General features: G+C 69.7%; 21 protein-coding genes, 1 pseudogene and 1 riboswitch. Of the genes and pseudogenes, 11 read left to right on the top strand and 11 right to left on the bottom strand.

The window, feature by feature from the left end:
• Positions 1-131: 131 nt before the first annotated feature.
• Positions 132-1,334, bottom strand: coding sequence for an IS110 family RNA-guided transposase (locus AC3IYI_RS28000; RefSeq protein ID WP_489406315.1), 1,203 nt, complete (start codon positions 1,332-1,334; stop codon positions 132-134).
• A gap of 256 nt (positions 1,335-1,590) precedes the next feature.
• Between AC3IYI_RS28000 and AC3IYI_RS28005 the strand changes: the two genes are divergently transcribed.
• The 3 genes from AC3IYI_RS28005 to AC3IYI_RS28015 all read left to right on the top strand — a co-directional run bounded on the left by AC3IYI_RS28005 (position 1,591) and on the right by AC3IYI_RS28015 (position 4,035).
• Positions 1,591-2,663 (top strand): IS630 family transposase gene (locus tag AC3IYI_RS28005; RefSeq protein ID WP_489406316.1). Its coding sequence is split into 2 segments (ribosomal slippage): positions 1,591-2,101 and positions 2,101-2,663, totalling 1,074 coding nucleotides; the frame shifts between segments, so codons are not numbered across the junction.
• Between the two features lie 28 nt (positions 2,664-2,691).
• The gene (locus AC3IYI_RS28010) at positions 2,692-3,828 is read left to right on the top strand and encodes a choice-of-anchor A family protein (protein ID WP_489406317.1); all 1,137 of its coding nucleotides are present in this window, start codon (positions 2,692-2,694) and stop codon (positions 3,826-3,828) included.
• Positions 3,829-3,843: 15 nt separating this feature from the next.
• Positions 3,844-4,035 carry a hypothetical protein gene (locus tag AC3IYI_RS28015; RefSeq protein ID WP_489411909.1) on the top strand — a complete coding sequence of 64 codons (192 nt, stop codon included), beginning with the start codon at positions 3,844-3,846 and terminating at the stop codon, positions 4,033-4,035.
• Positions 4,036-4,096: 61 nt separating this feature from the next.
• On the opposite strand, the pseudogene AC3IYI_RS28020 reads toward AC3IYI_RS28015, so the two are convergent.
• Positions 4,097-4,201, bottom strand: a pseudogene (locus AC3IYI_RS28020) (IS200/IS605 family transposase); the annotation flags it as partial.
• Between the two features lie 23 nt (positions 4,202-4,224).
• Here AC3IYI_RS28020 and AC3IYI_RS28025 point away from each other — a divergent pair.
• The 6 genes from AC3IYI_RS28025 (at position 4,225) to AC3IYI_RS28050 (ending at position 10,956) form a co-directional block, all read left to right on the top strand.
• The gene (locus AC3IYI_RS28025; RefSeq protein WP_489406318.1) at positions 4,225-5,505 is read left to right on the top strand and encodes an RNA-guided endonuclease InsQ/TnpB family protein; all 1,281 of its coding nucleotides are present in this window, start codon (positions 4,225-4,227) and stop codon (positions 5,503-5,505) included.
• 204 nt (positions 5,506-5,709) lie between these two features.
• A complete protein-coding gene (locus AC3IYI_RS28030) occupies positions 5,710-6,951 on the top strand; it encodes a L,D-transpeptidase (protein ID WP_489406319.1) in 1,242 nt (413 codons plus the stop codon).
• An 86-nt stretch (positions 6,952-7,037) separates the two neighbouring features.
• Complete coding sequence (locus AC3IYI_RS28035) at positions 7,038-7,805, top strand: enoyl-CoA hydratase/isomerase family protein (protein ID WP_489406320.1); 768 nt, start codon at positions 7,038-7,040, stop codon at positions 7,803-7,805.
• Positions 7,806-8,077: 272 nt separating this feature from the next.
• Positions 8,078-8,581 (top strand): ATP-binding protein, encoded by a 504-nt coding sequence (locus tag AC3IYI_RS28040; protein ID WP_489406321.1) that lies wholly within the window; start codon positions 8,078-8,080, stop codon positions 8,579-8,581.
• Between the two features lie 351 nt (positions 8,582-8,932).
• Positions 8,933-9,772, top strand: coding sequence for a polysaccharide deacetylase family protein (locus AC3IYI_RS28045; protein WP_489406322.1), 840 nt, complete (start codon positions 8,933-8,935; stop codon positions 9,770-9,772).
• Positions 9,769-10,956: a YncE family protein gene (locus AC3IYI_RS28050; protein WP_489406323.1), complete on the top strand. Its 1,188-nt coding sequence runs from the start codon at positions 9,769-9,771 to the stop codon at positions 10,954-10,956. Before AC3IYI_RS28045 ends, AC3IYI_RS28050 begins: the two co-directional genes overlap by 4 nt.
• Positions 10,957-11,071: 115 nt before the next feature.
• Here the strand turns inward: AC3IYI_RS28050 and AC3IYI_RS28055 are convergent, their stop codons facing one another.
• Positions 11,072-12,310 carry a cytochrome P450 gene (locus tag AC3IYI_RS28055; protein WP_489406324.1) on the bottom strand — a complete coding sequence of 413 codons (1,239 nt, stop codon included), beginning with the start codon at positions 12,308-12,310 and terminating at the stop codon, positions 11,072-11,074.
• Positions 12,291-13,097 carry a tRNA-dependent cyclodipeptide synthase gene (locus AC3IYI_RS28060; RefSeq protein ID WP_489406325.1) on the bottom strand — a complete coding sequence of 269 codons (807 nt, stop codon included), beginning with the start codon at positions 13,095-13,097 and terminating at the stop codon, positions 12,291-12,293. The genes AC3IYI_RS28055 and AC3IYI_RS28060 overlap by 20 nt, the downstream gene beginning before the upstream one ends.
• 254 nt (positions 13,098-13,351) lie before the next feature.
• Between AC3IYI_RS28060 and AC3IYI_RS28065 the strand changes: the two genes are divergently transcribed.
• Positions 13,352-13,564 carry an EF-hand domain-containing protein gene (locus tag AC3IYI_RS28065; RefSeq protein ID WP_489406326.1) on the top strand — a complete coding sequence of 71 codons (213 nt, stop codon included), beginning with the start codon at positions 13,352-13,354 and terminating at the stop codon, positions 13,562-13,564.
• Positions 13,565-13,608: 44 nt separating this feature from the next.
• Here the strand turns inward: AC3IYI_RS28065 and AC3IYI_RS28070 are convergent, their stop codons facing one another.
• The 5 genes from AC3IYI_RS28070 to AC3IYI_RS28090 are packed head-to-tail and all read right to left on the bottom strand — an operon-like array spanning position 13,609 to position 16,843.
• The gene (locus AC3IYI_RS28070; protein ID WP_489406327.1) at positions 13,609-14,163 is read right to left on the bottom strand and encodes a PadR family transcriptional regulator; all 555 of its coding nucleotides are present in this window, start codon (positions 14,161-14,163) and stop codon (positions 13,609-13,611) included.
• Between the two features lie 51 nt (positions 14,164-14,214).
• On the bottom strand, positions 14,215-15,060 hold the full coding sequence (locus AC3IYI_RS28075) for an energy-coupling factor ABC transporter ATP-binding protein (protein WP_489406328.1): 846 nt from the start codon (positions 15,058-15,060) through the stop codon (positions 14,215-14,217).
• On the bottom strand, positions 15,057-15,806 hold the full coding sequence (gene cbiQ, locus AC3IYI_RS28080) for a cobalt ECF transporter T component CbiQ (RefSeq protein ID WP_489406329.1): 750 nt from the start codon (positions 15,804-15,806) through the stop codon (positions 15,057-15,059). Before cbiQ ends, AC3IYI_RS28075 begins: the two co-directional genes overlap by 4 nt.
• Positions 15,807-15,809: 3 nt before the next feature.
• Entirely contained in the window at positions 15,810-16,148 is a 339-nt protein-coding gene (locus AC3IYI_RS28085; protein ID WP_489406330.1) for an energy-coupling factor ABC transporter substrate-binding protein, read from the bottom strand.
• Positions 16,148-16,843, bottom strand: a complete 696-nt coding sequence (locus AC3IYI_RS28090) for an energy-coupling factor ABC transporter permease (protein WP_489406331.1) — start codon at positions 16,841-16,843, stop codon at positions 16,148-16,150. The genes AC3IYI_RS28085 and AC3IYI_RS28090 overlap by 1 nt, the downstream gene beginning before the upstream one ends.
• A 29-nt stretch (positions 16,844-16,872) precedes the next feature.
• Positions 16,873-17,066: riboswitch (cobalamin riboswitch) on the bottom strand.
• Positions 17,067-17,355: 289 nt separating this feature from the next.
• Between AC3IYI_RS28090 and AC3IYI_RS28095 the strand changes: the two genes are divergently transcribed.
• Positions 17,356-18,087, top strand: a complete 732-nt coding sequence (locus AC3IYI_RS28095; RefSeq protein ID WP_489406332.1) for a flavodoxin family protein — start codon at positions 17,356-17,358, stop codon at positions 18,085-18,087.
• 42 nt (positions 18,088-18,129) lie between these two features.
• On the opposite strand, the gene AC3IYI_RS28100 is transcribed toward AC3IYI_RS28095, so the two are convergent.
• Both AC3IYI_RS28100 and AC3IYI_RS28105 read right to left on the bottom strand, forming a co-directional pair.
• Positions 18,130-18,591: an AMIN-like domain-containing (lipo)protein gene (locus AC3IYI_RS28100; RefSeq protein WP_489411698.1), complete on the bottom strand. Its 462-nt coding sequence runs from the start codon at positions 18,589-18,591 to the stop codon at positions 18,130-18,132.
• 184 nt (positions 18,592-18,775) lie between these two features.
• On the bottom strand, positions 18,776-19,183 hold the full coding sequence (locus AC3IYI_RS28105; RefSeq protein ID WP_489406333.1) for an SsgA family sporulation/cell division regulator: 408 nt from the start codon (positions 19,181-19,183) through the stop codon (positions 18,776-18,778).
• Positions 19,184-19,369 lie beyond the last annotated feature (186 nt).

Below are 19,369 nucleotides of genomic sequence, written 5' to 3' on the forward strand. Positions count from 1 at the left end.
GGTGATTGTCGTACCGGAATGCCGTAGCGGGGGAGTGTCGATCCGCCCGGCGCGCCGGAGCCCGCCGCCAGCCTGTACCGGGCCCACCCGCACGCGGCGGGCGGGCAACGGATGGAGTCTCAATGACGGAGTCAAGCCGACTGTGTGATGGGCGGGGTGGAGGTGAATGTCCTTCCGTCACGCAGCAGCGCCCACAGCACGCTCGCCCTTCGGCGGGCCAGAGCGATGACTGCCTGAACATGCTTGCAGCCCTCGCCGCGCTTCTTGAGGTAGAAGTCCCGGTTCGGCCCCTCACGCATCATGCTGGTCTGCGCGGACATGTAGAACACCCGTCGCAGACGGCGGCTGTAGCGTTTGGGGCGGTGGAGGTTACCGGTGCGGCGACCGGAGTCACGCGGAACAGGCACCAGGCCGGCCGCGGATGCCAGGTGTCCAGCATCGGCGTAGGCCGACAGGTCACCGGCCGCCACGACGAACTCGGCGCCCAGTATCGGCCCCATGCCGGGCAGGGACTCGATGATCTCCGCCTGCGGATGACTGCGGAAGGTCTCGCGGATCTGCTGGTCGACACGCTTGAGCCGGTCGTCCAGGGCCAAGATCTGTGCGGCCAGGTCGGCGACGATCTGCCCGGCGACATGCTCGCCGGGCAGCACGGTCTGCTGGGCCCGGGCAGCCTCCAGCGCGGTAGCCGCGACTGTGTCAGCTCCCCGAACACTGCGGTTGGCCAGCCAGGCCGTCAGCCGGGCCCGCCCTCGGCGGCGGATGGCGGCCGGGGTCTGGTAGCCGGTCAGCAGCACCAGGGCACCCTTGTGAGCGGAGTAGTCGAAGGCCCGTTCCAGCGCGGGGAAGACACCGGTCAGTACGTCACGGAGCCGGTTGATCATCCGCACCCGGTCGGCCACCAGATCCGATCGGTGGGCGGTCAGCAGAGCCAGATCGGCAGTCAGCTGGGCCGGCACGTTGATCGTGGAGAAGTCGTTGCGGTGGCGGGCGGTCTCAGCGATGACATAGGCGTCGCGCGCGTCGGTCTTCGCCTCGCCCCGGTAGGCCCCGGACATGCGGTTGACCGTGCGGCCAGGTACGTACACAGCCTGCTGGCCATGGGCGGCGAGCAGGGCCAGCAGCAGTGCGGAGGACGTGCCGGAGATGTCCACCGCCCAACGAACCTCGTCGGCCAGCTCCAGGATCTCGCCCATGGCGGTCAAGATCACCGACTCGTCGTTGTCGACCTTCCGCGACCACAAGGTCGCACCCGTCCCGTCGACGACTGCCACCCAGTGATGGCCTTTGCCTGCATCGATGCCCACCCAGACTCGGGCCTGCCGCTTACTCACTTGCCCCTCCTCGTTCCGCGCAACTTGCCGTCGGCCCGAGGAACACCCCGCTGTCGTCTCCGTAATCAGCGACCGCACGAAGCGCGCACATCTCAATCAGCAGCCAGGGCGCCCCGAAGAGCCGGGCGGCCACTCCATCCAAGCCACTGAAGGCAGAGCGTCATCAGCCACACCCGGCCCTCCCGGGCCACCTACTGAGGTTTTCGGGTTGTCGTCGGGTGGTGACGGTTCATGATCCCTGCGGTACGCCGGTGGTATGCGCTATCCGGAGGGTGGGGGCCTGACTGCTGAGCGTCGGGCGTCTCGGGAGAGGATCCGGCTCCAGGCCGGGGAACGGTTCGCGGCGGGTGAGAAGACCGCGGTGATCGCGAAGGATCTGCGGGTGAGCGTGCGGTCGGTGGAACGCTGGCGCCGTGCCTGGCGCGATGGTGGCATGGAGGCCCTGCGCTCCGCGGGCCCGGCCAACTCCCCGACCGTCACCGAGGCCCAGTTCGCCGCGCTTGAGGAGGAACTCGGCAAGGGGCCGTCAGCGCACGGCTTCGACGATCAGCGGTGGACCCTGGCCCGGGTCCAGACGGTGATCCGCCGCCGTCTGCGGATGAGCCTGTCAGTGACGACGGTGTGGCGGCTGCTGAAACGGCACGGCTGGTCCTGGCAGGCACCCGCCCGCAGAGCACTCGAACGCGACGAGCACGCGGTGGAGCTGTGGAAGAAGGAGGTGTGGCCCCAGGTAAAAGGCTCGCGGCGGCGTGTGACGGCTGGATCGTCTTCGAGGACGAAGCCGGATTCTCGATGACGCCGCCCCGCGCCCGCACCTGGGGCCGGCGCGGACACACCCCCGTCATCCGCGTTCGTGGCAGGTCCCGCCGCCGGACCTCGGTCGCCGCCCTGTGCTGCTACAAACCCGGCGAGCCGAGCCGTCTCATCCACCGGCCCCGCACCCACCTCCTGCTCAAGGGCGCCCGCAAGAGCTTCTCCTGGCAGGACTACCGCGACCTGCTGGTGAGGGCACACATCCAGCTCGGCGGCCCAATCGTGGTCGTCTGGGACAACCTCAACACCCACCTGGCCGCCGGACTGAAGCGGTATGAGGCCGAGCACGACTGGCTCACTACCGTCCGGCTCCCGCCCTATGCACCCGACCTGAATCCCGTCGAGGCCATCTGGTCACTCGTGCGCAGAGCGATGGCCAACACCGCTTTCGACACACCCGACGACCTCGACCGCACACTCCGCCGCGAGTTACGCAGAATCCAGCTCCGGCCCCACCTGATCGACGGCTGCCTCACCGCCACAGACCTGACCATCGACCCACCGACCCCACCCTGAAAACCTCAGTAACAACTTACGGAGCGTCATGTCTGCAAGGAAGTGGACCCTCGGGCCCCTGGGGCTCGCCCTTGGGGCCGTACTGGCCGCAGGCGCCCCGGCGGCCCTGGCGGCGCCGGCCGCACCGGGCCCCGGCGGGCAGCAGCCGACGCCGGCGCGGCAGGCCGCCGCGGCCCTGCGAGCGCCGCTGCCGGGCGGACTTGGTCCCTGCCTGGGGTCCCGGTGCCCCGACCCGTTCCCGCCGATCGAGGTCGGCACCGACCCCAATGGCTACGACGAGGGCATCAACATCTTCGTCGGCGCCGACTTCCTGGTCCGCGAGCGCGCCGCCGAGGCCGAGGGCAAGGTCGTCGTCCTCGGCAGCTTCGACCAGAACAAGAACCTGGCGGACGGGGCCGGCGCCGGGTACAACATCGGCATCGTCGGCGCGGGTTCGCTGGTACGTCCCCCGGCCGGCTCGGATTTCCTCACCACCGGCCGCAACGTCACCATCGCAGCCGACCAGAGGCTGATCTCGGACGGCGGCGTCGTCCGCCACGCGGGCACCGCCCCCGGGCCCGGCACCGTCACCGGCCCGCTGGTGGCCGACCCGGCCGTGATCACCGCGTACGCCGGCCTGCGCGACCAGCTCACCTCGGCCAGCCGGTGCTACGCCCGGGTCGACGGCAGCCCGCGCCCGGCGACGGGCACCGCCGTCAACCAGGACGGCTTCACCGTCTTCACCGGGGACAACACCTCCGCGCTCCAGGTCTTCACCGTGGACTTCGACATGGCGAGCGCGACCGGCGGCGCCATCGGCATCCGCTTCGACCGGATCCCGTCCGGCGCCACCGTCCTCGTCAACGTCCTGGGCGCCGGCCGCACGCTCAACACCTTCAGCGGCAGCATCAACGACACCGGGGCCTCAGCCGACGCGTGGAACGGCTACCGCACCCGGCTGCTGTGGAACTTCCCCGACGCCACCGCCGTCCAGCTCACCGGCAGCGGGCAGTTCCAGGGCAGCGTGCTCGTCGGCGAGCAGACCTCGCGCACCACCGTCACCCTGCCCGGGACCAACGGCCGCTTCTTCACCACCGGCGAGCTCGTCCACACCAGCGGCCGCGGCGGCGGGCAGGAGTTCCACGCGTACCCCTTCAACGGCGACCTGCCCGACTGCGGGGAGTAGGGCCCCGGCCCGACCGTGGGGCTGGTTTCCGTCCTCAAGCAGGACGCCGACGACAAGCCGCTCGCCGGAGGCCGGCTACGAGCTGTGGCACGAGACCAACGGCACCCCGGAGCCCAGTTCACGACTCCCGGCGGCGACACCAACGTCGCCGACTGCGTCACCCCGGAGAGCGGCATCTGCTCCCGCACCGTCCCGCTCGGTACGTAGTACTGCTTGGCGACGGCCAGAGGTGCCCCGGCGCTAGATCCGGCAAAGTAGGAACCGGACACGCTTTCCGCCGGTACTTGGTGACGAAAAGCAAGTGAACGCGCAGATTGTGAACAACATGACGTCCGGTGCGTACATCGGGACGAGGGTTCCAGCGCGGTGACATAAACCACTGCTAGGTTCTCGATCGTGAGCCAAGACACCCTGGTTAAGCGGCAGTTCGGGCACCGAGCCCGGCTCGCACTTTCGGCTGTCGAGGTGTTGAAGGCGGATGGTCAGGCGCATGCGGCCCGTACTATGTGGAACTGTCTGCACGCGTGGTGGCAGATGATGCCGAAGGAAAAGCGGACACTCGCGAACGCGGATGCCGCGATCCGGCAGGCCCGCGAGGACATCGAGTTTCTCGCTGTTCTTCCTGCTCAGGCCGCGCAAGCGGTACTCAAGACATACTTCCAGGCGTGGAAGAACTGCTGGGACGGCCGCGCTGACGCGCCGAACTTCAAGGGCCGGTTCCGCACGGTGATGTCCGTGGACATCCCACAGGGTCGGGACCTGAACATCACCCGGGTGCACCGCCGCTGGGGCATGGCCAACATTCCCAAGGTGGGCCGTGTCCGGTTCCGGTGGACCAAAGGCCTGCCCGTAGGCAAGCACGCAAACGGCGAGAACCGGATCACCGGGGCCCGGCTGATCAAGGATGCCCTCGGCTGGCACATCGCCTTCCGCGTTCAGACCCTGGAGGTCAAGCCCGAGCTCCATCAGGGGCCCGATGTCGGCATCGACATGGGTGTCACCGTGCCCATCGCCCTGTCGGACGGTGAGACATGTGAGCACGGTGAGTGGCTGACGGAGAGGGAGAAGGCGAAGCTTTTGCGTCTGGAGCGGCGGGCCGCGCAGCGCAAGGCACACTGCAAGCCCGGCGAGCGCGCCAGCCGCCGGCTGCACCGCACGTACGACCAGATCGCAGGACTCCGCGCGAAAGCCAAGCGCCGGGCCCTGGACTGGCAGCATCAGACGACCACCACCATCGCCCGCACGTACGGCACGGTCGTGGTCGAAGCACTGACCATCACGAACATGGTCAAGTCGGCCAGGGGAACCATCGAGGAGCCGGGACGGAACGTTGCCCAGAAGTCTGGGCTGAACCGCTCCATCAGTGGGGAGGCGTGGGGCCGGACGGTCATCATGCTGACGTACAAGACCGTCCGGCGCGGCGGCACCCTGTACAAGGTTCCCGCCCCGGGCACTTCCCAACGCTGTTCAGCGTGTGGTGTCACCACCCCCGGTAGTCGGGAGTCCCAGGCTGTGTTCGTGTGCAAGAACCCGGACTGCGGCTGGTCGGGCAATGCCGACCACAACGCGGCCCGCAACGTCTTGCACCTGTACCGGATGGGCCTCGCGCTCATCTCGGCTGCCGGAAGGGCAGTCGTCAGGCGCGCACGCCGCGTCAAGCCCGCTGCCGCAAGGTAAGCGGGAATCTCCCGGCTTCAGCCGGGAGAGCACTTCAAGTCTGGGGCACCAAGCCCGGTACCGAGGGCTGACTTCGGGAGTCTCCCGCCGAACTCCCGGCGTGTCGCCACTCTTGGGACGGAACGGTGACACGACCGTACTGTCTCGTGATCCCCCATGTGATTTCCTGGCGATTAAGCGCGCGACTGTCCGTGCGCGGGGGACATGGGGAGAACGATCGTGAAGCTGCAGCCGATACGCGGGCGCGCCCGCACCGGCCTGCCGGCCCTCCTGCTGGGTGCGGCACTGCTGTTCACCAGCGCGTGCAGCGGTGGCGGAAAGGGTGGCGGCGCCGACGGGAGCGGTGGCGGCGACGGAGGTACCGGTACGACCGGTACCGAGGCGTCGAAGGCCGTCGTGAGCGTCAAGCCGGACGACGGGGCCAAGGAGGTCGCGACCAGCGGCATCCTCAAGATAACCAGCACCGGCGGCAAGCTCACCACGGTGACGGTCGCCGACACCAAGGGCAACGCGGTGGAGGGCAAGCTCACCGCGGACGGCGCGAGCTGGGAGCCCGCCCGGAACCTCGCCTCCGCCACCGAGTACAAGGTGCACGCGGTCGCCAAGGACGAGGCCGGCCGCGAGTCCGCGAAGGACACCACCTTCACGACCCTCACGCCCGCCAATACCTTCATCGGGCAGTACACCCCCGAAGACGGATCGACGGTCGGCGTGGGCATGCCGGTCTCGATCAACTTCTCCCGCGGCATCACCAACCCCGAGGCCGTCGAGAAGGCCATCACGGTGACGGCCGAGCCGGCCGTCCCGGTCGAGGGCCACTGGTTCGGCAACGACCGCCTGGACTTCCGCCCCGAGAAGTACTGGGCCGCGGGCACCAAGGTCACCCTGAGGCTCGCGCTCGACGGGGTCGAAGGCCGCCCGGGGGTCTACGGCAAGCAGACCCGTACGGTCACCTTCAAGGTCGGCCGCTCCCAGGTCACCACGGTCGACGCCGCCGAGCACCGGATGAGCGTGGTCCGCGACGGCGCGGAGATCAAGAACATCCCGATCACCGCCGGCGCCCCCTCGAGCACCACGTACAACGGGCAGATGGTCATCAGCGAGAAGTACAAGGTGACCCGGATGAACGGCGCCACCGTCGGCTTCGGCGGGGAGTACGACATCTCCGACGTTCCGCACGCGATGCGGCTGACCACCTCCGGCACCTTCGTCCACGGCAACTACTGGGCCTCCTCGGGCACGTTCGGCTCCGCGAACGTCAGCCACGGCTGCGTGGGCCTCAAGGACGTCCGCGGGGCCGGCGACGGCAGCCAGCCCGCCGCCTGGTTCTTCAACGAGTCGCTGATCGGCGACGTGGTCGTCGTGAAGAACTCCAAGGACAAGAACGTCGCCCCCGACAACGGCCTCAACGGCTGGAACATGGACTGGGCGGAGTGGATCAAGTAACCCCGGTCGGTACGTAGGCGGGTGGCCCGGTGCTGTGACCCACAGCACCGGGCCACCTGCCGTTAACCGGCGCTAACCTTCCCCGTATGACCATCTCTCTCGAAGTCTCCGAAGGCGTCGGCGTCATCCGGCTGGACCGGCCGCCCATGAACGCCCTGGACATCGCCACCCAGGACCGGCTGCGCGAGCTCGCGGTCGAGGCGACCGACCGGGCCGACGTCCGTACGGTCGTCATCTACGGCGGCGAGAAGGTGTTCGCGGCCGGCGCGGACATCAAGGAGATGCAGACGATGGACCACGCGGCCATGGTCGCCCGGTCCCGCGGACTGCAGGACGCCTTCACCGCCGTGGCCCGGATCCCCAAGCCCGTGGTCGCGGCCGTCACCGGCTACGCCCTGGGTGGCGGCTGCGAGCTGGCCCTGTGCGCGGACTACCGGATCGCCGGCGACAACGCGAAGCTCGGCCAGCCCGAGATCCTGCTCGGCCTGATCCCCGGTGCGGGCGGCACCCAGCGGCTGTCGCGGCTGATCGGCCCGTCCAAGGCCAAGGACCTCATCTTCACCGGCCGCATGGTCAAGGCGGACGAGGCGCTGACCCTGGGCCTCGTGGACCGGGTCGTACCGGCCGCCGAGGTCTACGAGCAGGCGCACGCGTGGGCCGCGAAGCTGGCGCAGGGCCCGGCCCTCGCGCTGCGCGCCGCCAAGGAGTGCGTGGACGCGGGGCTGGAGGCCGACATCGACACCGGGCTGACCATCGAACGGGGCTGGTTCGCGGGCCTGTTCGCCACCGAGGACCGCGAGCGCGGGATGCGCAGCTTCGTCGAGGAGGGGCCGGGCAAGGCCAAGTTCCTTTAGGCGCGGCAGTCTTGTCGGGGTCCTCGCCGGGTGCCTCGCCGGGGTCATTCCTGTGGGTGGATTAGCCAGGCCTTAAGGCAGTCTTAAGGCGAGCCGGTGATCCACTCTGGGTGACCATCGTTGTGCCGTGCGTCACCGCAGGTCAGCGGGGTGCGATGGTCCCCGGGTTGCCGATTGCATATGCCAGGACGACCCCTCGGAATCAAAGATCCCGGGGGGTCTTTTCCTGCGGAACGGCCCGAACGGCCGTACCGGCCCTCCATGATGGGTGCATGGCGGGTCTGGAGGGTGTGGAACAGCCGCGGCAGCGCAATAGCGCTTCCGCCGTACGGCTCACGGCGGCCCTGGAGGACGAACTCGGCCTCAAAGCCCTGGAGTTGTACGGGAACCCGGCTGAGGCGGAAGTGACGCTGCCGTCGATGCCCGAGTCGGCGAGCACCGCCCGCCGGCTCACGCAGTGCGTGGTCGTCCGCCTGTGGGGGCTCTCGCCGCAGATCGCCGAGCACACGGTCCTGCTCGTATCGGAGCTCGTGGGCAACGCCGTCCGCCACACGGGAGCCCGGTCCTTCGGTTTACGGATGCTCAGGCGGCGCGGCTGGATCCGCGTGGAGGTGCGCGACCCCTCGCGCGGGCTGCCCTGTCTCATGCCGGTCCACGAGATGGACACCACCGGCCGGGGTCTGTTCCTCGTCGACAAGCTCTCGGACCGCTGGGGCGCGGACCTGCTGCCGCGCGGAAAGATCACCTGGTTCGAGATGCGGGTCGCGGACCGCTGAGAGTCCCCTGAACGCCACGAACCCCCTTCAACGCCAGAAACCCCCTGACGCCGTTGTGGGGCCTGCGGGGGTTTCATGGGTGTGCCGAGGATCGAAGGGGGTGTGATCCTCGGCAGGGACTTCGCTCGGGTCAACGGGAAGCCGTGGTTCCGACTATGGCAGACGAGGGACCAAATGCCAAAAGTCCCAAGTTGGACATAAGTGTGCATATCCTAAGACTTTCTACCTAAATCTTAGGTGAGATGGGCCACGAGCCTCGTAATCAGTGCATAAAGATCGGCTGCTCTGCGTGAATCGTTGATCACGTAGCGGGCAGTGGCCGGGTGGCCCCGGTTCCGCCGAAGGTCCCGAATGGGGTCAATCAATACCTACACGGGCATCCACCCCTTAAATGGGCGGGTGCTCTGCTACCCGGACCGCCGATCCGCTCTCCGTGCCGGCGCGGCGGTCGCCGCCGGCGCCCTCGCCGCCGCCTGTAGTGCCCCCGCCGGCCCCGGGGCCCCGGCGAAGGCCGCCCCGGACAAACCGGCGGCCCCGGCCAAGGCGGCCCAGACGAAGGTGGCCCCCGCCCCGCGCCGGTTCGCGGGTCAGCCCGTGGAGATCGGGCACGGTCCCCGCGGCCGGCCCGGGGTCGCGCTCACCTTCCACGGCAACGGCGACCCCGCCATCGCCAAGGCGGTGCTCGCCGAGGCGGAACGGGCGGGCGCGCGGGTCACCGTACTGGCCATCGGTGCCTGGCTCGACGCCCACCCGGAGATGGCCCGCCGGATCCTCGACGGCGGCCACGAGCTCGGCAACCACACCCAGCGCCACCTCGCGATCAACGCCATGTCCGAGGAGCAGGCGTACGCCGAGATCACCGGGTGCGCCGACCGGCTCAAGCGGCTGACCGGCTCCATCGGCACCTGGTTCCGCCCGTCCCAGACCCAGTACGCCACCCCCCTGGTGCGAAAACTGGCCCAGCGGGCGGGCTACCCGCACGTCCTCTCGTACGACGTGGACTCCCTCGACTTCACCTCGCCCGGTGCCGCGGCCGTCATCCGCACCGTCATCGGCCCGATCCAAGGCGGATCGGTGGTGAGCCTGCACTTCGGCTACGCGGACACGGTCGACGCGATGCCACCCCTCCTCGAAGAACTCGCACGCCGCAAACTGCGCGCGGTGACCACCACGGAGCTGCTGACCCCATGACGACCACCCGCCTTCCCCGGAAGGCCACCGCGTTGCTGGCCGGTCTGGTCCTCGCCGCCCTGACCGGCTGCGGAGCGGCCGACAAGGGACCCGCCGAGGCCCTCGGCACGAAAGGGCCCGCCGCGCCCGTCAAGGCCGTACCGGCCGCACCGCCGGGCCTGGCCGGAATGCCGCCGCTCCTCGATCCGAACGACGTGTACGCGGCCGACCGGCCGAACAAACTCTCCCCGGTGGTCAAGGACTTCCCGTCCCGCGTCTACGTTCCGAACACCACCTCCAACACGGTGTCCGTCATCGACCCGGTCACCTACAAGGTCATCGACACCATCCCCGTCGGCATCCAGCCCCAGCACGTGGTCCCGTCCTGGGACATGAAGACCCTCTGGGTCAACAACAACCGGGGCCACACCCTCACCCCGATCAACCCGGCCACCGGCGAGGCAGGCAAGCCCGTCGAGGTGCACGACCCGTACAACCTGTACTTCACGCCCAACGGCAAGTACGCGGTGGTCATGGCCTCGATGGACAAGGAGCTGGTCTTCCGCGATCCGCACACGATGGACCGGGTGAAGACCGTCCCCGTGAGCTGTTTCGGCGTCAATCACGCGGACTTCTCCGCGGACGGCCGCTACTTCATCGTGAGCTGCGAGTTCTCCGGCGAACTGCTCAAGGTCGACACCGAGAAGATGGAGGTCGTCGGCCAGCAGAAACTGCCCTTCGAGGGCGCGATGCCGCAGGACGTCAAGGTCTCGCCGGACGGAAAGACCTTCTACGTCGCGGACATGATGGCGCACGGCATGTGGGTGCTCGGCGGCGACAAGTTCGAGACCCCCAAGCTGCTGCCCACCGGAAAGGGCTGCCACGGCCTCTACGTCAGCCGCGACTCCAAGGAGATGTACGTCTCCAACCGGGGCGAAGGCTCCGTCTCCGTCTTCGACTTCACGCAGAACAAGCTGACGAAGAAGTGGGAGCTGCCCGAGGGCGGCAGCCCCGACATGGGCGGGGTCTCCGCCGACGGCAAGGTGCTGTGGCTCTCGGGCCGCTACAACTCCGAGGTCTACGCCATCGACACCACCACCGGCAGGCAGCTCGCCAAGATCCCGGTGGGCGGCGGACCGCACGGCCTCGCCGTCTACCCGCAGCCCGGCCGCTACTCCCTCGGCCACACCGGCATCTTCCGGTAGGGCGCGAACGCGCGGACACCGCTCCGCGCGCAGACTGCTTCACGCGGAGAACGCGGGCGTGCCCCGGGAGCTCGCACAGCTCCCGGGGCACTCTGGGCCGCTCACCGACGCCTCCTCACCAGGCGACGGGGAGCCGCTCGGGGAGGCGCTTGATGAAGCCGGTCCGCCATACGAGGTTCTCCGCCGGCACCGCGAGACGCAGCTCGGGCAGCCGCTCGACCAGCACCTCCAGCGCGATCTCGGCGTGCGCCCGGCCCAGCGCGGAAGCCGGGCAGAAGTGCCGGCCGGCGCCGAAGGCGAGGTTGGCGTTGGCGCCCTCGCGCTCCAGGTCCAGCTCGTCCGGGTTCTCGAAGGCCTCCGGGTCGAAGTTGGCCCCCTCCAGCAGGACGAGGACCAGCTCGCCCTCCTTGACCAGCACGTCCCCGACCTGGATGTCCGCCATCGCCAGGCGCGGCAGGCCGTCGCCCACGGACAGGTTCCAGCGGAGCAGCTCGTCCACGGCCTTGCCCATGCGCTCCGGATGCTTGCGCAGGTACCCGATGAGCTCGGGCTTCTGGAGCAGTGCCAGGACCGCCAGGGTCAGGAACGCGGAGGTGGAGACGGCGCCGGCCCCGAAGAGCGAGACGGCGACGGTGGCGAACATGTCGTCGGTGAGGTGCGCCGACTCGGGGTCGGCCTCCTTGAGCTCGGCGAACTTGCCGAGGAGCCCCGTACGCTCCTCGGCAGGCAGCGCCAGCTGCGCCTTCAGCTGATCCTCGAAGTAGCCGACGTCCTTGTACCAGTTGAGCGCCGAGTCGGCGAACGGCTCGCGCGCGGTCATGAACGCGACGTCCAGCCCCGACATCAGGCGCCGCCAGTCCTCGAACGGCACGCCCAGCACCTGGCAGTGCATGGCCGCCGAGAAGGGGTCGGCGAACCCGGCCCGCAGGTCGGCGGGCCCCCCTTCGGCGACGAGCTGGTCGATGAGCTCGCCGGCCTTCGCGCGCAGCCAGTCCTGCAGGCCCTTCTGGCGCGGGTTGAGCGCCTTCATGACCGCGTTGCGCAGTCCGGCGCTGTTGATGTTGCCCATGTTGTTGACGACCTCGGGCGGGATCGTCAGCGCGTACTGGCGCGGGACGCCGGCATTGGCCGTGTCCTTGAGGCTGAAGCGCTCGTCCTCCAGCACCTGCTTGGCCAGCGCGTAGCTGCTCACCAGCCAGGCCGGGTCCCCGGTGAGGGTACGGACCTTCGCGACCGGCGCCTTTTCGCGCAGCCAGGTGCACTCCTCGGGGAGCACGTCGCCGCGCCGCGAGAGGGGGAAGTCGATGAGGGGCTCGGCGGTCAGGCCGGTGCCCTCAAGCTGCTCGACGCTCATCGACGGTCCCTTCGGTTGGTGCGGTGTGCGTGTGCGTGTTCGCGTGCGGGTTCGTGTTCACGTTCGGGTTGTTCGGGTTGCTCTGCGCCTTTTCGGCCGCCTCGGGCCGTACCACGGCGTATGCCTGGTTCCTCGTCGCGCGCAGTCCCCCACCGCGTGCGAAGAGGACGTCGGTCATCGGCATCTTGACGTGGTAGGCCGCCACGGAGGACGGCACGTCGAGAATGCTCGGGGTGTCGATGAAGAACGGCAGCTCGGCTGCCATGTAATCGAAACACACCTGCAACTGTGCGTCGGTGATTGATTCACCTTCCGGCAACTTGGATCCGACAAAGTGCAGGGCCATTTCCTCGCAGCCCTTGCGGAATTCGTCGTCGGTCTCCAGGAAGTGGAGTACACGTCGGTGCAGAAGTTGGTAGACGGGGTTCGTCTGGAACTCCGAAAGTGCCCTCACTCGGATCTCGGCGTGCTGAGGCCCTGATTCCTCCACGCCCTTGAGAATCCTTCGCCGGACTGCCTTGATTTCCTTCGTCGCACGCTTCTCGGCGTGTTCCTGGGTGTAGCCGAAGGCGGCGAACATCCGGTCCACGTGGAGGTCTGCGTAGACGAAGTCGACCTGTGCGAAGCGGGTCGTGGCCCATCGGGTGAGGCTGGATATGCGCTCGGAGCTGAAGTAGCTGTTTCCAGGACTCACCCCGATGAGCACATGGTCGCCGTCTTCCCAGATGTGGTGGCAAGTGCGGGTGAAGGGCAGAACTTCGAATGATGCGTCAGCTGTGATCGTCACCTGTGTGATCGCCCTTGTTGCCGCTTGTCCCTGGGAGCCCTGCGCTCCCGGTGTGGCGGCAATGTCACTACGTTATGCGGTGGTCCCGGAGCGTGACAAGTGGAGGCTTGAATTGTTGGCTGGAATTATCGCTTCCGCATTGCGGAAGAGTAATTGAATTTCTATCTGCCGCTCGAACGGGACCCGGGGCGTGAGGGGTCCCGGCGTGCCGCTACCCTGAGCCGGTCAACAAGCACCAAGAAGGGGTGGACCCAGTGGCGGACATCGAGAGCGCACGGACGACGTTCGGCAAGTTCGACGTGAACGGTGACGGCTTCGTGACGGCCGACGAGTTCCGTTCGGCGATGGCGGAGATGGGCGACCCGTTCGTCACCGGCCCGGTCGCGGATGCCGTGATCGCCGCCAAGGACTCGAACGACGACGGCCTGCTGAGCTTCGACGAGTTCTGGGCCTCCCTGAACAAGTAAGCCCCGCGCCGCCCCCTGGCCCCTTGTCGGGCCGGGGGCGCGCGTCAGGTCCGCCGCGGCCCGTCGGTCATGCCCTCCACCTCGGCGAGGGCCTCCTCGAGCCAGCGCAGCCAGAAGGTCTCCAGCCCGGTTCCCGCGTGCAGCACGACCCGCCGCAGCCGGTCCTCCCCGGAGTCCCGTCCGGCCGGGAAGTCCTTCTCCTCGATCGCCTCGTACACGGCCAACTGGGCCCGGTGCAGCTCCAGATGCCGCCGCAGCTCCGCGGCCAGCCCCTGTGGCCCCACCACCGCGGCCGCCCGGATCCGCAGCAGCAGCGGATCCCGCACCGGCTTGGGATCCTGACGCTCCCCGACCCACCGCGCCAGCTCCCCGCTCCCGGCGGGCAGCACCTCGTACTCCTTCTTCTGCCCCCGTACGGGCCCCTCGCTGGGCAGCGCCCGGATCAGCCCGGCCTCCTCCAGCCGGCCGAGCTCGCGGTAGATCTGCTGGTGCGTCGCGGACCAGAAGTACCCGATCGACTTGTCGAACCGCCGCGTCAGCTCCAGCCCCGACGAGGGCTTCTCGAGCAGGGCGGTGAGGATGGCGTGCGGGAGCGACATGCGGCCATCCTAGGTTTGCGGAGGGCCGGGGCCGGTGTCCCGCTGTCTCGCCTACCCCCAGGCGGCCAGTGCCTCCGGGGTGCGCGGGCCCGGGGTGTGCACGGACAGGTGGCCGTGGGCGCGCAGGAAGGCCGTCACCGCCGGGGACCAGGCCGGGCGCAGGCCCGCCGAGGTGAGGAGGGACGGGTCCGAGAGGAGGGGCTCGGCCGGGCCGAAGCGGATGCCCGCCGGGGTCAGGACCGCCGCGTCGTCGGCCCAGCGGACCGCCAGGTCCACGTCGTGGGTGGCCATGACCACCGTCGTGCCCGAGGTGCGCAGTCCCGCGAGGACGTCGAGGAGCCGCTCCTGACCGTCCGGGTCCAGGCCGGCCGTCGGCTCGTCCAGGATCAGCACCCGCGGAGCCATCGCCACCGCTCCCGCGATCGCCGCGCGCTTGCGCTGGCCGTAGGAGAGCAGGTGCGTGGGGCGGTCCCGGAGCGGGGTGATGTCCAGCGCGGCGAGGGCCGAGTCCACGCGGGCGCGGACCTCCGGAGCGGGGAGCCCCAGGTTCATCGGGCCGAAGGACACGTCCTGTTCGACCGAGGCCGCGAACAGCTGGTCGTCGGGGTCCTGCACGACCAGCTGGACGGACGTGCGCAGCCGGGTCAGGCCGGCCCGGTCGTACGAGACCTCCGTGCCGTCCAGCCGCAGCGATCCCGCGCCGGGCCGCAGGCCGCCGCTCAGCAGCCGCATCAGCGTGGTCTTGCCGCTGCCGTTGCGGCCCAGCAGGGCCAGCGCCCGGCCCGGCGCGATGGCGAAGTCGACGCCGGTCAGGACCGCGGGGCCGTCCTCGTAGGCGTAGCCCGCGCCGGACAGTTCCACCACCGGGTTCAGCGACGGGTTCAGCGACGGGTTCACAGGAGGAGCCCCTTCAGGGTGAGGGTCAGGGTGATCAGGGTCGCCAGCAGCCCGGCGGTGGCCGTCAGGAAGCGCCACGACAGGGCCGCCTCCGGTACGAGGACCCGCAGCGCGCCGTCGTAGCCGCGTCCGGCGAGCCCCGCCTGGAGCTTGGCCGCGCGGTCGAAGGCCCGTACGAAGGAGGTGGCGGCGAGCCCGGCCAGGGAGCGCCACACCGCCGCCCGGCCGGTGTGCCCGAGCCGGGCCGCCTGGGCCCGGTGGACCTGGGCCATGGAGTCGAGCAGCAGGAAGCCGATCCGGTACATGACCAGGGCCACGTCCACCACCGGGGCCGGCACCCCGGCCCGGACCAGCCGGGGCAGTACGTCGGAGACCGGGGTCGTGAAGGCGAACAGCAGCAGCCCGAGCGAGGCCGCCGAGGTGCGCAGCAGCAGTTCGCTGGCGAGACGGGGGCCGTCGGGGGCCAGGGACACCGGCCCCGCCGGGCCGCCGACCGCGAACAGCAGCGGCAGCGCCCCGGTGAAGCAGAAGCCGAGCGGGATCCGGAAGGCCCGCCAGAGCTGCCGGCCGGCCACCCCCGCCGGGCCGAGCAGTACGGCGAGGGTGGCGGCGGCCACCAGCGGCCCGCCCGGCCAGGGCGGCAGGCACACGGCGGTGACCGTCAGCCCGATCCCGAGCAGGGCCTTCTCCAGCGGGTGCCGGCCGCGCCAGCGACTGCTGTGCGCGGCCACGTCGATCGGCAGCACCGTCTACGCCTCCGGGGCGGTGGCGGCAGCGGCGGCGGCCGCTCCTTGGCGGCGGCCCTTGCGGACGCCGAAGTAGTAGGCGAGGACGCCCGCGCCCAGCGCCGCCTGCAAGGCGAACAGCGCGGACTCGATCTCGGCGGAGGGGGGTTCGTAGAGAGGGGAGAACCAGGGCTCGTAATCCGGCTTCAGCTCGGTGATCGCCGCCTCCGCCTGTCCGTCGGCGCCGCTGAAGGGCTCCTCCTTGCCCTCGCCCAGTCCCAGGGCGATCGGCAGGACGGCCAGCGCCGCCACCAGGAGCAGCAGCAGGGTGTTGATCTTCGCGTTCTTGGACATCCCGCTCATCAGGCCGCCGCCTTCTCTTCGGTACGGGCGGAGGTCAGCTTCGCGACACCCAGCCGGACCAGGTCCGACTTGCTCGATGCCATCAGCAGCCGCATCACCAGGACGGTCAGCAGCCCCTCGCTCACCGCCAGCGGTATCTGGGTGACCGCGAAGATCCCCCCGAACTTCGCGAGCGAGCCCGCGAATCCGGAGGCCGGGTCCGGGAAGGCCATGGCGAGCTGGACGCTGGTGACGCAGTAGGTGACCAGGTCGGCGAAGAAGGCGCCGAAGAACACGGTCACCATCAGCGGAAGATCGAACTTCCGCAGCAGCCGGTAGACGGCGTAGCCCGCCCACGGGCCGGCGATGGCCATCGAGAAGACGTTCGCGCCGAGGGTGGTGAGCCCGCCGTGCGCCAGCAGCAGGGCCTGGAACAGCAGGGTGATCGTGCCGAGCACCGCCATGATCGGCGGCCGGAACAGGATCGCCCCGAGCCCGGTGCCCGTGGGATGCGAGCAACTGCCCGTCACCGAGGGGATCTTCAGGGCGGATAGAACGAAGGTGAACGCTCCGGAGGCGCCGAGGAGCAGCGTGCTCTCCGGGTTGGCCTTCACCTCGCGGGTGAGCGAGCGGACGCCGTGGACGACGAAGGGGGCGGACGCGGCGCCCCAGGCGACCGCGTGCAAAGGGGGCAGGAACCCCTCGGCTATATGCATGGGTAGGGAGACCTCTCCAGCACCTCGTGGATGGACAACGCGCCCCGGCCGGTCTCCTGGCTCACGGGTTGACGTCCATGCTCCGCCTTCCCGGGCAGCGCGGAACCTCCCGCGCAGCCCAGTGGCTTTCCCGCAGGAGTGGAGCCGGACTTCCCGATCACAGTGGCGAGGGCCGCACCGGTTTCCCACCGGTTTCCCGAACACCAAGGCCCGATGACCCTAGTCGGCTGCACGGACCGGTAACAACCCGCCCCAAATGCGCCGGGCGGCGGCCGGATTCCGCTTCGTGGTCACTCTCCGTGTCCAGCGGCTCGTCGGCCGCCCCAAGGGCGCGGACCGGAGGGGGAGTTCCGGGTGTCCGGTGACGCGGGGCGGTGCAGGGTCCGTCACACCACGCCGTTCCGCACGGGAGGGGGAGGGGGAGGGGGAGGAGCAGGGGGAGCGGGGTCGGGGCGAGCACGGACGGGTGCGGTCCGCTGGCGCGGCCGCCCGGCGGCGCCGAGGCTGGTGGGGTGACCGCCGAACCCGATGCCGCGCCCGCTTTCGACTACTCCGACCTCACCGCCGTCTACGTCAACTGCACGCTCAAGCGATCGCCCGAGCCCAGCAACACCGAGGGCCTGATCGCCAAGAGCCGCGCCGTGATGGAGGCGGCCGGGGCCCGGACCTCGCTCATCCGGGCCGTCGATCACGACATCGCCACCGGCGTCTGGCCCGACATGACCGACCACGGCTGGGAGGAAGATCAGTGGCCGGTGCTCTACAGCCAGATCATGGACGCCGACATCCTCGTGCTGTGCGGCCCGATCTGGCTCGGGGACAACAGCTCGGTGATGAAGCAGGTCATCGAGCGGCTCTACGCCTGCTCCTCGATCCTGAACGAGCAGGGCCAGTACGCCTATTACGGACGCGTGGGCGGCGCGCTGATCACCGGTAACGAGGACGGCGTCAAACACTGCGCCATGAACATCCTCTACAGCCTCCAGCACCTCGGCTACGCGATCCCCCCGCAGGCCGACGCCGGATGGATCGGCGAAGCCGGACCCGGGCCCTCGTACCTGGACCCGGGATCCGGCGGCCCCGAGAACGACTTCACCAACCGGAACGCGGCCTTCATGAGCTGGAACCTCATGCACCTGGCCGCTCTGCTCAAGCGGTCCGGCGGGATGCCGGCGCACGGCAACCAGCGCTCCCTGTGGGACGCGGGCTGCCGCTTCGACTTCCCGAACCCCGAGCACCGGTAGACCCCGGTCCCGCCTCCCGCCACCCGCCTCCCGCCGGCGTGCTCAGCAGACGTTCCGGTGCGCGATGTCCAGGACGAAGCGCTCCGGGGAGTGCAGCTTGAAGGAGGTGTAGGCGGGCTTGGTGTCGAAGGCGGCGCCGAAGGTGACGTACCCCTCGTAGTCGCCGGTCAGGGCGATGCCCTTCAGCTTGGGCAGGTAGATCTTGAGGAGCTTGGGCCCGCGGTAGACGTTGTGGCCCGCCTCGTCGTGCCCGGCGGCGGGGTGCAGGCGGATCTCCAGGAAGTACCGCCCGGCCAGCGGGACGGGCTTGCCGGACCCGTCGTAGACCAGCGAAGGGACGGGGGTGACGGTGACCTCGGGTACGTATCCCTGCAGGTCGACGACCATGCGGTCGTACGTGCAGTGCCCGCCCCAGCGGGCATTGACGACGAGCGGAGTGGTGGTGGCCGTGGCGGTGGCGGCCGTGGTGGTGGCGGCGGAGGCCGGTGCGGCGAAGGCGAGCATGGCGGTGAGCAGCGCGCCCAACCCCAGTGCGGTGGCCTGCCGGCGGCGTGGACGGTTCATGGCGTCCCCTCGATTCCGAGAGACGGGGAACGGTGTCACCCGTGAAGACGCGCCCGGTACGGCAGCGGTTGCACCGGGTTCACCGGGTTCACCGGGTTCACCGGGTTCACCGGATTCACCCGGTTCAGCTGGGCAGGAGGGCGCTCAGCTCGGCGTCGAGGTCGTAGTACCGGTGTTCCTGGCCGCGCGGCACCAGCTCGGTCATCCGGCGGCACAGCTCCCGTACGTCCTTGGCCCGGGCGGACACCACGCACGACTGCTCGCCGTTGCTGAAGGCGAGGAAGATCCGGGGCTCGGTGCCCTTCCAGCGCGGCCACACCTGTATGTCGCCCTCGCCGGTGGCGCAGATCTGGCCGTCGAGCAGCAGTTCCCGGGAGAAGACCCAGTGCGCGAGGTGCATCCCGGCACCCTCGAAGTCGAGGGAGATCTCGTAGGGCCGCTCGGTGCGGTACACGAAGACGCCCCGCACGGGGACGGGCGCGGGCGTGGCCTCGAGCCGGAGCGCAAGGACGCGGTGTTCGGTGCCGGTCATGCGGGCGCCTCTCTCTCGGGGTGGGTCTCGCCGGCGCACGCGCGACATGCCCACTCGGGCAAGCTAGCCCACCCCCGGACCGCCTTTCCGCTGCCAAAGGTCCCGTCCCGCCGGGCCGCTCGGCCCGACTTCGCCCGATGCGCCGAGCCCCGCGCGTGCGTAACCCATCCACCCGCCCCTACGGAG

Source organism: Streptomyces sp. GL_148 (genome assembly GCF_057834205.1).